The sequence below is a fragment of the Candidatus Poriferisocius sp. genome (genome assembly GCF_965204015.1).
Taxonomy (GTDB): domain Bacteria; phylum Actinomycetota; class Acidimicrobiia; order Acidimicrobiales; family Bin134; genus Poriferisocius.
Window position 1 is genome coordinate 320,885 of the sequence record NZ_OZ241965.1, and the last position, 14,811, is coordinate 335,695.

General features: G+C 67.0%; 16 protein-coding genes. 5 read left to right on the top strand and 11 right to left on the bottom strand.

Annotated features, from left to right (window positions below; all coding sequences use genetic code 11):
* Positions 1-48: 48 nt before the first annotated feature.
* Complete coding sequence (locus tag ACOGJC_RS01440; RefSeq protein WP_419846731.1) at positions 49-1,230, bottom strand: pyridoxal phosphate-dependent aminotransferase; 1,182 nt, start codon at positions 1,228-1,230, stop codon at positions 49-51.
* A 98-nt stretch (positions 1,231-1,328) separates the two neighbouring features.
* Here ACOGJC_RS01440 and serC point away from each other — a divergent pair, with 98 nt between their 5' ends.
* Together serC and ACOGJC_RS01450 are read left to right on the top strand one after the other, a co-directional pair.
* A complete protein-coding gene (gene serC / locus ACOGJC_RS01445) occupies positions 1,329-2,453 on the top strand; it encodes a phosphoserine transaminase (RefSeq protein WP_419846732.1) in 1,125 nt (374 codons plus the stop codon).
* A 2-nt stretch (positions 2,454-2,455) separates the two neighbouring features.
* A complete protein-coding gene (locus ACOGJC_RS01450) occupies positions 2,456-3,016 on the top strand; it encodes a YqgE/AlgH family protein (protein WP_419846733.1) in 561 nt (186 codons plus the stop codon).
* Positions 3,017-3,022: 6 nt separating this feature from the next.
* Here the strand turns inward: ACOGJC_RS01450 and ACOGJC_RS01455 are convergent, their stop codons facing one another.
* From ACOGJC_RS01455 to ccmA, 9 genes are read right to left on the bottom strand one after another with little or no spacing between them, the layout of a single operon-like run.
* Complete coding sequence (locus ACOGJC_RS01455) at positions 3,023-4,117, bottom strand: tetratricopeptide repeat protein (protein WP_419846734.1); 1,095 nt, start codon at positions 4,115-4,117, stop codon at positions 3,023-3,025.
* Positions 4,110-4,601 (bottom strand): cytochrome c-type biogenesis protein, encoded by a 492-nt coding sequence (locus ACOGJC_RS01460; protein ID WP_419846735.1) that lies wholly within the window; start codon positions 4,599-4,601, stop codon positions 4,110-4,112. The genes ACOGJC_RS01455 and ACOGJC_RS01460 overlap by 8 nt, the downstream gene beginning before the upstream one ends.
* Positions 4,598-5,185: a TlpA family protein disulfide reductase gene (locus ACOGJC_RS01465; protein ID WP_419846736.1), complete on the bottom strand. Its 588-nt coding sequence runs from the start codon at positions 5,183-5,185 to the stop codon at positions 4,598-4,600. Before ACOGJC_RS01465 ends, ACOGJC_RS01460 begins: the two co-directional genes overlap by 4 nt.
* Positions 5,178-7,139, bottom strand: a complete 1,962-nt coding sequence (locus ACOGJC_RS01470; protein ID WP_419846737.1) for a heme lyase CcmF/NrfE family subunit — start codon at positions 7,137-7,139, stop codon at positions 5,178-5,180. Before ACOGJC_RS01470 ends, ACOGJC_RS01465 begins: the two co-directional genes overlap by 8 nt.
* Positions 7,140-7,148: 9 nt before the next feature.
* Positions 7,149-7,703, bottom strand: coding sequence for a cytochrome c maturation protein CcmE (locus ACOGJC_RS01475; RefSeq protein ID WP_419846738.1), 555 nt, complete (start codon positions 7,701-7,703; stop codon positions 7,149-7,151).
* Entirely contained in the window at positions 7,696-7,842 is a 147-nt protein-coding gene (locus ACOGJC_RS01480) for a hypothetical protein (protein WP_419846739.1), read from the bottom strand. The genes ACOGJC_RS01475 and ACOGJC_RS01480 overlap by 8 nt, the downstream gene beginning before the upstream one ends.
* On the bottom strand, positions 7,839-8,651 hold the full coding sequence (ccsA, locus tag ACOGJC_RS01485; protein WP_419846740.1) for a cytochrome c biogenesis protein CcsA: 813 nt from the start codon (positions 8,649-8,651) through the stop codon (positions 7,839-7,841). Before ccsA ends, ACOGJC_RS01480 begins: the two co-directional genes overlap by 4 nt.
* On the bottom strand, positions 8,648-9,316 hold the full coding sequence (locus ACOGJC_RS01490) for a heme exporter protein CcmB (protein WP_419846741.1): 669 nt from the start codon (positions 9,314-9,316) through the stop codon (positions 8,648-8,650). Before ACOGJC_RS01490 ends, ccsA begins: the two co-directional genes overlap by 4 nt.
* Entirely contained in the window at positions 9,306-10,010 is a 705-nt protein-coding gene (gene ccmA / locus ACOGJC_RS01495; RefSeq protein ID WP_419846742.1) for a heme ABC exporter ATP-binding protein CcmA, read from the bottom strand. The genes ACOGJC_RS01490 and ccmA overlap by 11 nt, the downstream gene beginning before the upstream one ends.
* Before the next feature lie 100 nt (positions 10,011-10,110).
* Here ccmA and ACOGJC_RS01500 point away from each other — a divergent pair, with 100 nt between their 5' ends.
* From ACOGJC_RS01500 to ACOGJC_RS01510, 3 genes are read left to right on the top strand one after another with little or no spacing between them, the layout of a single operon-like run.
* Positions 10,111-11,106, top strand: coding sequence for a D-2-hydroxyacid dehydrogenase (locus ACOGJC_RS01500; RefSeq protein WP_419846743.1), 996 nt, complete (start codon positions 10,111-10,113; stop codon positions 11,104-11,106).
* The gene (locus tag ACOGJC_RS01505) at positions 11,103-12,308 is read left to right on the top strand and encodes a CaiB/BaiF CoA transferase family protein (protein ID WP_419846744.1); all 1,206 of its coding nucleotides are present in this window, start codon (positions 11,103-11,105) and stop codon (positions 12,306-12,308) included. Before ACOGJC_RS01500 ends, ACOGJC_RS01505 begins: the two co-directional genes overlap by 4 nt.
* Positions 12,309-12,367: 59 nt before the next feature.
* Entirely contained in the window at positions 12,368-13,099 is a 732-nt protein-coding gene (locus tag ACOGJC_RS01510) for an SCO6745 family protein (protein WP_419846745.1), read from the top strand.
* A 29-nt stretch (positions 13,100-13,128) separates the two neighbouring features.
* Here ACOGJC_RS01510 and ACOGJC_RS01515 read toward each other — a convergent pair whose 3' ends face one another.
* Positions 13,129-14,790, bottom strand: a complete 1,662-nt coding sequence (locus ACOGJC_RS01515) for an AMP-binding protein (protein WP_419846746.1) — start codon at positions 14,788-14,790, stop codon at positions 13,129-13,131.
* Positions 14,791-14,811 lie beyond the last annotated feature (21 nt).

Consider the following 14,811-nt stretch of genomic DNA (forward strand, 5'->3'; position numbering starts at 1 on the left):
CCGAAATGGGCGACGGCCAGCTGCCGTAAGGCAGGGTTGTCGCCTGATTCACTGCAACAGGTCGGCGATGCGGCCGATGCCCTCGCCCAAGTCGTCATCTCCGAGGGCAAACGAAAGCCGGGCATAGCCGGGGCCGGCAAAGGCCTCGCCGGGCACGATGGCCACCTGGGCCTCGTCCAGGATCCATCCGGCCAAGTCGGCGGTATTGTCGGGCACCCCCGGACGCCCCAGCACGCCCTCGAACGACGGGAATGCGTAGAACGCCCCCTGAGGCTCCAAGCAGGTCACCCCGTCGATCCCGTTCAACATCTTGTGCATAGCTCGTCGCCGCCGGTCGAAGGCGGCCCGCATCTCGGCCACCGCGTCCAACGGCCCGCTGACCGCGGCCAAGGCGGCTCGCTGGGCCACGTTGGCAACGTTCGACGTCTGGTGTGACTGAAGGCTCACCGCGGCAGAAGCCGCGTCGGGAGGGCCGATCAGCCAGCCCACCCGCCAACCAGTCATGGCGTAGGTCTTGGCCACGCCGTTGAGCACCAGGCACCGGTCGGCCAACTCAGGGACCACCACCGGCATAGAGCTGAACTCGTGGTCGTCGTAGGTCAGATGCTCGTAGATCTCATCGGTGATCACCCACACGTCGTTGTCGGCGGCCCACCGGCCGATGGCCTCCACCCGGTCGCGGGGGTACACCGCCCCGGTGGGGTTGGACGGCGACACGAACACCAGCGCCTTGGTGCGGTCGGTGCGAGCCGCCTCAAGCTGCTCGACGGTAACCATGAAGCCATCATCGGCAGTGGTGGGCACCTCCACGCTCGCCCCGCCAGCTAGGGCGATGGCCTCGGGGTAGGTGGTCCAGTAGGGCGCGGGCAGCAACACCTCATCGCCGGGGTCCAACAGCACGGCGAAGCCGTTGTACACCGCGTGCTTGCCCCCGTTGGTCACCACCACCTGCGACGGCTCCACCTGATAGCCCGAGTCCCGCATGGTCTTGGCCGCGATGGCCTCTCTCAGCTCGGGCAAGCCCCCGGCTGGGGAGTAGCGGTGGTTCTTCGGGTCGTCCACCGCGGCTCGTGCCGCATCCAAGATGGCCGCCGGGGTAGGAAAGTCGGGCTCACCTGCCCCAAAGCTGATCACCGGCGCCCCCTGGGCTTTGAGTGCCTTCGCCTTGGCATCCACCGCCAGAGTGGCCGAGGGGGCAATCGCGGAAATGCGCTGGGATATACGAGCCATGAGCGCAGCTTTTCACACCGCTGCCGGGAAGCGGATGTCAATTCGCACCAGGGCGAACAACGCCGAATGAGCCCGCGGCGTCGGTATCGTGGGGCCTCGTGAGCAGTGTTGCCCAAACCCCCGCAGTCACCATCCCCTCCGACCTGCTGCCCGAAGACGGCCGCTTCGGCAGCGGGCCTTCGCGGGTACGGCCGGAGGCCGCCACCGCCCTCGCTGAGGCAGCCGACAATTTCCTCGGCACCAGCCACCGCAAGGCCACCGTCAAAGACGTGGTCCATCGGCTCCGGGACGGGGTGGCCGAGCTGTTCTCCCTGCCCGACGGCTACGAGGTGGTGCTGGGCAACGGAGGTACCACCGGGTTTTGGGACGCGGCCATTTTCAACTTGATCGAAGCCCGCAGCCAGCATCTGAGCTTCGGGGCGTTCTCGTCCAAGTTTGCCACCGGTGTGGCCGCTGCCCCCCACCTTCAAGAGCCGGTGATCATCAGCTCGGAGCCCGGCACCCACCCCGAGGCGGTGGCCGACTCCTCAGTGGACGCCTATGCCCTCACCCAAAACGAAACCTCTACTGGGGTTTCGATGGAGCTGCGCCGTCCAGCCGACAACGGCCTCGTGCTGGTCGACGCCACCTCGGGCGCCGGCGGGCTGCGCTTCGACCCCGCCGAGACCGACGTGTACTACTTCGCCCCCCAGAAATGCCTGGCCGCCGACGGCGGGCTGTGGCTGGCCTGCTGTTCGCCAGCCGCAGTGGAGCGCATCGAACGGATCGCGGTGTCCGACCGCTGGATCCCGCCCTTCCTGGACTTGGCCATTGCCCTGGGAAGCTCCCGCAAAGACGAGACCTACAACACCCCGGCGCTGGCCACCGTTTTCTTGGCAGTGCACCAGGTGGAGTGGATCAACGACAACGGCGGGCTGGAGTGGGCCGCCACCCGCTGCGACCAGTCGGCCGACGTCATCTACACCTGGGCCGAGAACCGCAGCTTCACCACCCCGTTTGTGTCTGACACCGCTATCCGCAGCCACGTGGTGGCCACCATCGACTTCGAAGGGGTGTCGGCCGACGAGGTGGCCGCCGTGCTGCGAACTAATGGCATCGTCGATGTGGAGTCGTATCGGGCTTTGGGCCGAAACCAGCTCCGGGTGGCCCTGTTCCCGGCCATTCCCCCCTCGGACATCGCCGCGCTATGCGGCTGCATCGACTACGTGGTGGAGAATCTGTAGCAGTGGATGCTGGGGCTGACACCACCGGGAAGCTGTTGGTGGCCACCCCGCTCATCGGCGACGGGAACTTCGATCGTACCGTAGTGCTGATGCTGGCCCATCAGGAGGAGGGCGCCGCCGGTGTTGTGCTGAATCGTCCGTCGGGCCTGCTGGTCAGCGACGCCCTGCCCCAGTGGGCTCCGCATCTGGCCCCGCCGCCCACCATGTTCATCGGTGGGCCGGTGTCCAACGAGTCGGTGGTGGCCTTAGCCCGAGTGCGACAAGACCCCGACCAAGGGTGGTGGACCCCCGTGCTCGGCCTGGTGGGCACCCTCGATTTGGAAGCCGACGCCGACGAGGTGGCCACCGCGGTAGACGGAGTCCGCCTGTTCGCCGGCTACGCCGGCTGGTCCCCCGGCCAGCTCGAAGGTGAGATCGAATCCGGCGCCTGGTTCGTGGTCGACGCCGACCCCGCCGACCCCCTCACCGAAGAACCCGGCGACCTCTGGCCCGCCGTCCTCGCCCGCCAGCCCTCCCCCATCTCCTGGTTCACCCACTACCCCACCCACCCCAGCCACAACTGACCGGGACTACCCCAAACGGAAGCGCAGGTCGGCGGCGAGTCGCGCTATCTCGGGAGAGGGGTTGAGGGTGTCGAGGTGGTCGAGGTCGGCTTCGGCTTGGTCGGTTTGACCGAGGCCGATGGCCAGCCAGGCTCGCCAGAGACGGGCCTCGGGATCGTCGGGGGCGGCGTCCACCGCCTGGAAAATCCGGCGGGCGCCTTCGGCGATCTGATCGTCGAGGCCGGTCTGGGTGAGCATTACCCCGCTGTAGATCAATGCCCCGGGGTGGTCGGGTTGGTCGGCCAACACCGCCTCATACACTCGCAATGCCAGCGCCGGGTCGCCTTGGTCCGGGGTGGTGGGATCCCACAGAGCGCGGGCCGCGGCCACCGCGTCGTCGGCGGCAAGGCCGAGGTCAGACAGGGTCCGGAATCGCTCCGGAGCCTGCAACGCGATCTGACAAAGCGCGATGTTGGTTCGCAGGCCCTGGGACTCCACTAGCTGGTTGATGAACTCAGGCGGGTTAGCGGCATCAAAGGCCACCAGTTCGTCCGCAGCACCGGAGCAGTCGCCGGTGCGATAGAGCAGGATGGCATGAAACGCCCGGGCATCGGGATAGTCGGGGGCGGCCACCACCGCATCGGCCAGCACATCGGCGGCCTCGGCCTCCCGACCCTCCAACGCTAGGAACCACCCCTTGTAGGCCAGGGCGGTCGGATTCGACGGCGACCGCTCCAACACTCGGTCGTAGATGGCAATGGCCTCCGCCAAGTCCCCAGCCGCGGCCGACTCCTCGGCGTTTCTCAGCAGGGTGGGCACACTGGAAACCGCGTCGTTCCCAGTGATGGTGTCCCCCGAGTGTCGCGATCCCACCGCTCGAGCCAAAAAGAACCCGGCCACCACACCTACCACCACCAGCGCGGCCACCACCGCGATCAACCTTCCCCGCCCCCCGCCCTCTGACACATCGGACGGCCCTTGATCGCCCCGAAGTGCCTCAGCCGCCTTGCGGGTATAGCTCCGGCTTAGAACCTCATGATCCTCCGGCTCCAAGTCACCCGCGTCCAACTCCTCGTCCAAGTCGTTCAGCGACTCCAGCCAAAACTCCCGTTCATCATCCATCGCGCCGCTCTCTCATTCCGGCGCGGGCAGATTCGACAAGGGAGCGGTCCTGATCCGTGACTTCTTCACCGGTCATGCTCGCTCGACGCCAGCGGCTCAGCGTTACTCCCAGCAATCCCACACCAACGACTAGTCCCACCACCGGAATGATCCAAACCAAACCGCTCACCCCCGACGTCGAGGGCGTGAGGATCACCCAGTCTCCGTACTGCTCCGCGAACCGGGCCCGGATGTGGTCGTCGCTGTGCCCGGCCACCACCAGCCGCCCGATCTCCGCTCGGATCTCCCGGGCAATGGCCACGTCCGACTCCGCCACCGACTGCCCTACGCACTGGGGACAGGCGATAGTGGCCCCGATGTCGTGGGCCCGCTCGGCGTTGGTGCGGTCGTCGCGGCCGTCCACCACCCCGAACGCCAGCATGGTGGCCACCGCCACCGCCACCAGGAGCCACGACAAGATCACCTTTCGGCGACGGGAGATCATATCGGCGCCCCGGCCCGCGCAAGCTGGTCTTCAAGCCCGGCCAGCGTGACACCACCGGTGAACTTGGACACCACCCGGCCGAGGGGGTCCACCAGATAGGTCTCCGGCACCGCGGTCACTCCGAAGTCAATTGCTGTTCGGCCGGTGTTGGTGATCACCACCGGCCACTCACCGCCCCGTTTGGCGAAGAACTGGGCAATGACGTCCACTTCGTCCTGGAAGACCACGCTCACCAGCCGAACATCGGGGTCGTTGCGATAGCGGTCGTAGAAGGCCACCAGCTCGGGATGCTCCACCACGCACTGCACGCACCAGGTGGAGAAGAAGTTGACCACTACCCAGCGGCCTCTCTGGGCGGCCATGTCGAAGCTGCCCCCGTCGAGGGTCTCACCGGAGAACTCGGGGGCGAAGTCGGGCACTGGCGGCCCCCTCCGGTCGCGCTCCGACACCGCGAACACCACAACCAGGGCTGACGCCAGCACGCCGACGGCCAGCACCACCCACCGAACCGTTCGCAGCCGCGGCGGCTGGTCGGGCTGATCGGAATCGACCGGCTGGTCGGCGGACTGCGACGGCTCAGGCAACTGGCACCTCGCGGTCTCGAAGGGGAACTCCCGGCACCGGGGCCGACACCGGCTGGGTGGGCGAGCGGCGGCGGCCGGGGAAGGCGGAGAACACCGCGCCCAGCAGCATGACTGCGCCTCCGATCCACAGCCACAGGGTCAGGGGTTGAACGGTCACCCGCAAACCGGCTGGTCCTCCGGGGCCGTCCGGCAGATCCAGTACCGCCACTTGAATGTCCCGCACCGGCGACGACTTGGTGCCGGGGGTGCGAACCACACCGCCGTTGGCAAACCGGCTCACCCCGGGCCGCACCACCGAGCCGTCCACCAGCACGACCGCCTCGATCTTGGTCTTGTTGTCGAACACCTTTTCCTGGGTGCCCACATACACGATCTCATGGCCGCTGACGTAGGCCACCTCCCCGGGCGCGACGGTCAACTCGCTCTGGTGCAGATAGCTGTTGCTGGCAGCCAGCGCCACCGCTACTACCACCACGCCGATGTGTACCACCATGCCACCATTGGCCCGGCCCACCAGTCCTCGCCATCCCTGGCGCCGGGAGGCCAATACCAACTGGCGCACCGCTGCGCCGCCTGCGAACCCGGCCAGTCCGAACGCCAACAGCGGGGCCAGTCCCCGCGCTCCCACCAAAAGGGCGATCAGCAGGCCAGCCACCGCCGCCCAGCCCGGCCACATCAGTCGCTCAGACAGCCGCTCGGCGGTGGTCTTGCGCCAGGGCAGGACCGGGGCCACCGCCATTAGGAACAACAGCAATAGACCCACTGGCATGGTCATCCGGTCGAAGAACGGAGTGCCCACGCTGATCCGGTCGCCGTTGAGCGCCTCCACAATGAGGGGAAACACCGTGCCCAAGAGCACCACAAAGGCGAAGACCCCGAACAGCAGGTTGTTGGCCAAAAACGAGGCCTCCCGCGACAGGGCCGAGTCGATCTGGCCCGGCGAGCGCAGCCGGTCGCCCCGCCAGGCGATGAGCCCCACCGTGACCACCACAATCAGAGCGAAAAACACCAGCAGCGCGGGCCCCACGGCATCGGCCGAGAAAGCGTGTACCGAGTCCACCAGCCCCGAACGGGTCAAGAACGTGCCCAAGATGGTCAAGGCGAACGTGGCACACACCAGCGACAGGTTCCACACCCGGAGCATCCCCCGGCGCTCCTGCACCATCACCGAGTGCAGATACGCAGTGCCGGTGAGCCACGGCAACAGCGAGGCGTTCTCCACCGGGTCCCATCCCCAATAGCCGCCCCAGCCCAACACGTCCCACGACCACCACGCCCCCAAGATGATTCCCGCGGTGAGAAAGGCCCAGGCGAACAGGGTCCACCGCCGAGTCTCGATTAGCCACCCCTCCCCCAGTCGCCCGGTGGCCAGCGCGGCTACCGCGAAGGCGAACGGCACGGTGAAGCCCACATAGCCCAGGTACAGCATCGGGGGGTGTACGGCCATCAGCCAGTGGTTTTGCAACAGTGGATTGGGGCCAGGGCCGTCGTAGCCCGGCGGCACGTCCACTCGTCGGAAGGGCTGGGCCAAATCGAGGTTGGGCCAGTTGAACATCAGCACGAAGAAAAAGAGGCAAACGATGAACAACACAGCCATGGCCCATCCCACCAGCGGATCGTTCAGGCGGTGGCGGAACTTGGTGGCCACCAACACCAGATATCCGGCCAGTATGAGGGCCCACAGCAGGATGGAGCCCTCCAGTGCAGCCCACAGGGTGGCCACGTTGAACAGCGCCGGGGTGGCGTGGCTGCCGTTTTCGGCCACATACGACACCGAGAAGTCCCGGGTGATGAGGGCCCGCTCCATGGCGAACACCGAAAGCGCGGCCCCGCCCAGCACCAGCCAGGCGCACAACCGCACCCGGTCGAGCCGACGGGCGGCCACCATGAACACCCCGATGGCCGACGAAGCCATCGCCACCGCGATGCCCAAAACCCCAAGGGTTATGTTCATCGCCTCAGATCACCCGTACTGCCCGCGCTGTTCGGCGTCGTCGATGCGGTCTTGGTTCTCCACCCGGTAGTCGTTGTCGTGTTTGACCAGCATCCGGTCGCTGGCGAAGTACCAGCCGTCGTCGGCCACTCCGGCATAGGCGCTGCTTCGCACCCAATGGCCGTCGATGACCACCGGCACCTCGGGCTGGAATTGGTCGGACGTCGCACCGGTGTGGACCACATCGGCCACCACCCCGTCGAGGGTCACCGAGAAGGCCACCGCCGGGCGACCGTCATCCAAAGTGATGTTCTTCGGCGACCCGCTCACCGGGGAGCCGATCATCCGGAACCGGTCGTCGCCCAGTTCCTCTCGCCGCTCCACCGCATCGTCCACCTCGCGGAACACCAGGGTGGCGTCGGCCAACACTCGCCACAGAACGATCCCGATCACCAGCACGACCAAGGCGATCACCAGCACCGGGCCCCACCGCCGAAGGCCCCGACGGGCGGGCCGGGCCGGTCGAGGACTGAGGTCCATATCCTCTTCGAGGTCGACTGGCCCTCCAACCCCAGAATCAGTCATCGGGCATCATCCAACGGCGGCGGTTCTCGGGCACTCGCCGGCTCAGCGAACGGCCCCGCATTAGCACCCATCCGGCATAGGCCAGCACCGCGGCCACCGTGATACTCCAGCCGGCAACCAGATAGCTCACGTGGGTCATGACTGCTCGCTTCCATACTCAGGATGGCCCGCTTCCGCCCGCCGCTCTTCTAGCGCTTCGTCCACTTCTCGTTGTTCGAGCTGGCTCTCGAGGTAGGCCAGGCGGAATCGGTGCAGCAATAGCCAGGCGAACAGCACTAGGCCCACCGCGAACGAGAACGACAGGGTGAACAGGGTCTCGTCGCGGATTTTGCGGGCGATGAGGGTGGACTGCTGGTGCAGGGTCCGGTTCTCCCACCAGTCCACCGACCGGTTCACGATCACGATGTTCACCGCCCCCACCAGGGCGATCACCACCGAGCGACGGGCCCTCACCGCGATCTCCGCGGGGATGCGGCGCACGGCCAGATAGCCGATGAACACCAACACCATCACCAAGGTGGTAACCAGCCGGACGTCGCCCCACTCCCACCAGGTTTGCCATGTAGGACGGCCCCAAATAGAGCCGGTCACCAGGGTCAACACGCCGAACACCACGCCGATCTCGGCGGAGGCATGGGCCATCATGTCCCACCAGTCGGTGCGCCAGCGTAGATAGGCCAAGCTGGCCAGGAACGTAAACCCGAAACCGGTGTAGGCCAAGATGGCCGACGGCACATGGACGAACATCAGGCGCACCGCGTCAAACTGGCCCACCACGTCGCCCTGCTCGGTAATGCGGGTATCCTCGGGGACCCAGGCGAAGGCCAGCGCCACCAGCACCGCGAATCCACCAAGCGCCAACCATCCCAGGACTTTCGTCGCCCGTGACGAGGTGGTCGCCGGGATGTGGTCGGTAGTTCCCGTCAACGAGGTGGTTGCCGTGGTCACGCTTCCTCCAAGAGAGCGCCGTAACTCAGCGCTCCGAATACCCCATAGATTGCGGCGAAACCGGCCAGAAGGCCCAACCAGGCCCATCCTTCGGCACCGGCCACGCCGAACGCATCCTGAAACGCCCGGGTAGCCCCAATGAGCACCGGGGCCACCACCGGCAACAACAGCACCGGCAACAGGGTTTCCCGCACCCCAAGCCCGGCCACCAGCGCCCCGTACAGCGTGCCCGCGGTGGCCACCCCGGCAGCGGCGGCCAGTCCGGCGCACACCAACAGGCCGTAGCGGTGCACGGTCACGTCGAAAAGCAGAACGACGCCAGCCCCCAAGAGAACTTGCAGCACCACCAGCTGAATGGCGATGGCCGCCGCCTTGCCCCCGAACACCGCGATGGGGTCGATTCCCGACAAAAGGAGCCGGTCGGAGGCCCCGTCGGCCAAATCCACCGCAAACGATCGGCCGATGGCCAACAGCGAGGCCAACAGCACCGTCACCCAGAACAACCCGGGCGCATAGGTACGTAGAGCCTCTTGATCGGTGTCCAGGGCGAAGGCGAACAGCACCAATACCGTCACCGCGAACGGGACGATCTGGTTGAGCCCCACCCGAGAGCGCATCTCGATCCGAAGGTCTTTGCCCGCGATCAGCCACGCATCACGAACCACGGCGGTCTCCCTCTGCGTCTGACGGGGAGTTCGGGCTATGCGACTCAGTCGGATTGTCGCCGCGCACCACGCCTCCGACGACGCTCACCACTCGGGGCTCCAGCGCCGCGATGCGCTCCAGCTCGTGGGTGGCCAACACCACGGTGGCCCCCGCCGCGGCCGCTCCGCGCACCAGCGTGTCCACGGTGTCGCGCGTTTGTTGGTCGAGGCCGGCGTGGGGCTCGTCCAACAGCCAAAGCTCGGGCCGCCTCACTACAAGCGAGGCGATGGAAGCCCTCCTGCGCTGACCGGCCGACAGTCGCGCTACCCGGGTGTCGGCCAGCCGCCCGGTGAGCGAAAGGCGTTCAAGTGCCTCATCGACATCTTGGGGACCGGCCCCCGCAGCCCGAGCCCAAAAGGCCACGTTCTCAGCCACCGTCAGATCGTCATAGAGCCCGGTGCGATGGCCCAGCAGCGCCACCCGGCGGCGCACCATTCGCCGCTCTGAACTCAGATCGTGGCCCAGCACCCAGCCCTGTCCTGTAGACAGCGTGCACAGCCCGGCACAAAGGCGCAGCAAGGTGGTCTTGCCCGCCCCGTTGGGCCCTTTGAGCAGGACGATCTCTCCCGGCGTGATGTCGAGATCAACTCCGGCCAAGGCGGGAAACCGCCCCAACAACGTCACAGCGGCCCGGAGCCGGACAGCAGATTCCACAACTCCACTCAGGCTACAGGGGTGCTCTCACTACGCAGAAACCAAGCAACTCGCGGCAGCCACCATTGGCGGGCTTATGATCGGCGTGATGTATGGCCTGGTGACTGAGAAGGCGTATGAGCAGCACCGGTCCCATTTCGACGCGCTGGACAAGGAAGGCCACGGCCTCCAGTGGTTGCGTCTGGCTGACGACGGCGTACTCCACGGGCCCTCCGAAGCCCACCCCGAGGTGGGGTGGCTGTCGAGCGATGTGTTCTTCGGTGGGCTTATCGAACGGTTCTTCGAGATTGTGGAGGCCGCGCCCGATTTTCGCTGGCTGCAGTCGGCCGCCGCCGGCGTGGACCTCGAGGAGTACCAGCGGCTAATGAGCAGGGGTGGCCGCATGTGCAACGCCCACCTCACCGCCATCCCCATCGCCGAATTTGTGCTGCGGGCTGTGCTCGACGTGTTCCAAGACGCTGGGCGCTGGCGGGGTGCCCAAGCCGATGGCCGCTGGGAGCACCACAATTTCCGGGAGCTTTGGCGATCCCGCTGGCTGATCATCGGCCTCGGGGCCATCGGCGCGGAAACTGCTCGTCGGGCCCGAGCGTTCGGGGCCCACGTGACCGGGGTGCGCCGCCACCCCCAAAGCGACGAGCCGGTGGATGCCATGATCTCCCCAGCCGAGGTGCCCGCGGCCCTGCCCGAGGCCGACGTGGTGGTGCTGGCCGCCCCCGCCACCCCTGAAACCGAGAACCTGGTGGATGACGACTTCCTCTCTGCCATGAAGCCGGGATCGGTGCTGGTGAACATCGCCCGAGGAAAGCTGGTGGACGACGAGGCCCTGCTGCGAGCCTTGGACGGCGACCGCTTGGCAACCGCCGTCCTCGATGTGTTCAACACCGAGCCTCTGGAACCCGGCCACCCCTACTGGACCCACCCCAAGGTGGTGCTAACCCCCCACTCCTCCGGCGGGGGCATCGGGCGCTGGGATCGAGGCGCGGAGCTGTTCTGCGACAACCTCCGGCGCCTGCTGGCCGGTGAGCCGCTCGTCAACGAGGTGTCGTCTATGCAATTGCTCACCACCGACCTCCCCTTCGCCTTGGGTAGCCAATGACGCAATCCGGAGGAGCGCTCGCCGGCCTTCGGGTGCTGGACATCTCGTCGTTTCTGGCCGCGCCCCAAGTGGCCACCTTCCTCGGCGACTTCGGCGCCGATGTCATCAAGATCGAACCACCGTCCGGCGAGGCCTTGCGCCGCATCGGGGCGAGCCGCAATGGGGAGTCGCTGGTGTGGGCCATGGTGTCGCGCAACAAGCGGGTCATCACCTGCGACCTGAACCAACCCGAGGGCCGCGACATCCTCCGACAGCTCGTAGCCCAAGTGAACGTGTTGGTCCACAACTACTCCCCTGCCATGCTCGAGCGCTGGGACTGCACCTGGGAGCAGATGCAGGCCATCAATCCCGATCTGGTCATGGTGTCGGTCAGCCCCTACGGACACACCGGCCCGCTGGCGGACCGGCCCGGTGCGGGCACTATGGCCGAATCCTTCGCCGGGCTCACCTACATGACCGGGGAGGCCGACGGCCCGCCCATGCTCACTTCCATCCCGCTGGGCGACACCCTCACCGGGATCTTCGGCCTCATCGGCGCGCTGGTGGCCTGCTACGGCCGGGATGTGAACGGCCTGGGAGGCCAGCACGTGGACGTCTCGATGTACGAGCCCATCCTGACCCTGATGGGCAGCACCCTGGCCGCCTGGGACCCCGACGGTGACGACCCTCCCCCAGCACGATTCGGATCACGCTTGGAGACCGGGGTCCCCCGCAACATCTACCGCACGTCCGACGACCGCTACCTGTGCCTGTCGGGCACCACCGACCGCCAGGTAGAGCGCATCTTGGCCCTGACCGGGCGAGACGGCCCCGAAGACCAGGCCAAGTTCGCCCGCATGGCCGACCGGCTGGCCCACAACGACGAGCTCGACACCCTGGTGGCCGACTGGATCGCCCAGCGCCCCCTAGACGAGGCCATCGCCATCTTCGTCGAGGCTCGCATCCCAGTGGCCCCCGTCCACGACCTGCCCGGCCTGCTGGCCGACGCCCAAGTGCAGGCCCGAAACAGCGTCACCCTGGTGTCCCACGAAGTGCTGGGATCGGTACCCATGCCCTCCCCCGCCCCCATCCTCAGCGAGACCCCCGGCACCATCGCCCACCCCGGCCCCCCCATCGGCGCCCACAACGCCGAGGTCTACGCCGAATTACTCGGCTGGGACGCCAACCGCCTAACCCAAGCCAAATCCGACGGCCTCGTCTGACTATTCTTCATCCACTTCATGAGGCGCTCGCCGCGCCAGTCCCAAGAAAGGCCCTAGCAATGACACCAGAGGAAGTGGCGGCTGCCACTGCGCTCCCTATCGCCATGCTCGGGAGCAAGTACTACTTCAGCGAGACCACCAATGCGGCTCTGGCGGAAGCCGGTTTTTCCGGGTTGTCCGGCTATGTGGGAGGCCGAGGCGGGGTCTTGGGTGATGTGGCTACCGACGTGGTGGTGTCGGCGTTCGCCCTGTTCAGCCCGTCCTTTATCGAGATGGGCTGGACCCAGACCAAGGAGCAGGGGACGCCTACGGATGCGGCGGCGGCTTTTGCCGAAGGCTTGGGCCGGTGGGCCGCTGAGACGTTCGGCCATCTCGACGGATTAGCCGACTTCGCCGCCGCGGCCCGCGCGGTGTTCGATGCCACCAATCCGATGAGCCAGCCGCTGTATGCCGGCTGGCGGGCCATGCCCGTGCCCGATGATCCAGCCGCGGCTACCGGCCTCGCACTGAAGATTTTGCGCGAGCTGCGATTCGGATTCCACGTGCATGGGTTGAGCGCGGTGGGCATGACCCCGGTCGAGGCCGTGGTCGCCCAGCTCGGCCCCGAGCAGGCTCAGATGTTCGGCTGGGCCGGGCCGTTCCCCGACCCCGAGCCCCTCAAGGCGATTCACCAGCAGGCTGAGGAGATCACCACAGCCCGGATGAACGAGGTCTACGAGGCCATTGACGCTGACCAGCGGGCCCACATGGCGGCCACTGTGACGGCCATCGCCGCAGTCGTTCTGGGCTAGGCGCCCTCGGCTAGCGAGGCCGCCCAGGCTTAGACGTCCAGCACCGACAGTCGGCCCCGGGCTTCGAACTCGGCTCTGATGGCCTCAGCATCCCCCGGCGCCAGCCGGCGGTATCGGTTGCCGTCCAACACCCAGGTCTCGTCCTCCGATTCCCAGCCCTCACGGCGCAGCGTGCGCTTGAGGATCTTGTTGGTCTCGGTTTGGGGCAGGGTGTCGGCCCAGCGAACATAGCGGGGAGTCCACTTGGTGCCCAGATCGTCCTGGCCGGACAAGAACCCCGTAAACCCCTCCGGGTCGAAGACCGCTCCCGGCCGGCGCACCACCGCGGCCATCACGTCGTCGCCCACTGTCGGGCTGGGCACGGCGAACACCGCGGCCAAGTCGATGTCGGGGTGGCGCACCAAGATCCGCTCGACTGGGGCGGCCGCAAAGTTCTCTCCGTCCACCCGCAGCCAGTCGAAGTTCCGACCGGCGAAATATACGAACCCCTCGGCGTCCCGGTAGGCCAGATCGCCCGACCAGTAGACGCCCCCGTGGGTCCGCTCTTCGTCGGCCTCGGGGTTGTTCCAGTAGCCCTCGAACATCGGCGCGGAGGCCATCGACACCAGCTCGCCGATAGCCTCATCGGCGTTGAGCAGCTTGCCGGTGTCGTCGAACACGGCCAGCGGCGCCTCTTCGCCCGTGTCGGGATCGAGAATTTTCACGCTGTCGTCGGCCCGGCCCAAGGCATTGGACGGTGTGTCGGGGGTGCGGCTCACCGCCACTCCCCCTTCGGTAGAGCCATAGGAGTCCTCCACTGGCACCCCGAAGCGTTGGGAGAACCGCTCCAGATCATGAACCGCGCCCTCGTTGCCGAACACGATCCGCAGAGTGTTGTCGGCGTCGTCGGGCTGCTCGGGAGTGGCCAAGATGTAGGTGAGGGGCTTGCCCACGTAGTTGAAGTAAGTGACACCAAACCGGCGCACGTCGGGTAGAAAGCCCGACGCCGAGAAGCGGCGCCGGAAGCCGGCGACGCCCCCCGCAGTCAGACACGGAACCCAACCGGCCATCAGCGCGTTGGAGTGGAACATGGGCATGGCCTGGTAGAACACGTCGTCGGGCGTTAGCTTCCGCATCTCGGTGATGACCTGACCGATCCGAGCCAGCCGAGCCTGCGAGCAGATGGCCGCCTTGGGGTCGCCGGTGGTGCCCGACGTGAACAGCAAGAGGTAGGGAGCCAGCGGATCGATGTCGGCCTCCGGCGGCTGGGCATCGGCGTAGGGGGCCAGGGCTGCGGCCCAATCCGGTGAGTCCACGTCGAGCACTCGGCCGTTGGCTGCGCCGAGGTCCAGCCCCTCGAGCAAACCCCGGTGGCGGCTCTCGGTGACGATTAAGCCGCAGTCGGCATGGGTGATGTCGCGGGCCAACTCCGCGCCCTGTCGAGTGGGGTTGATGCCCACCATCGCCGCTCCGGCCACGGCGGCCCCGCCCAGCAGCATGGAATACTCCGGCCCGTTGTCCAGCAGCGCGCCCACGTGGAACGGCCCCTGCCTCCGACGGTCCAGCAGCAAGTGGGCCCGGGCGATGCATCCGGCGGTGAACTCTCGGTAGGTGTGCTGCTCGTCCTCGAACAGCATGGCCAGGCTGTCGTCATCGGCCCGGCTCAAGACCAGGTCTCGCACAGTGGGCAGGGCGTCGGCGGGGGCGTCCATGACTTGATGGTAGGCAGGCAG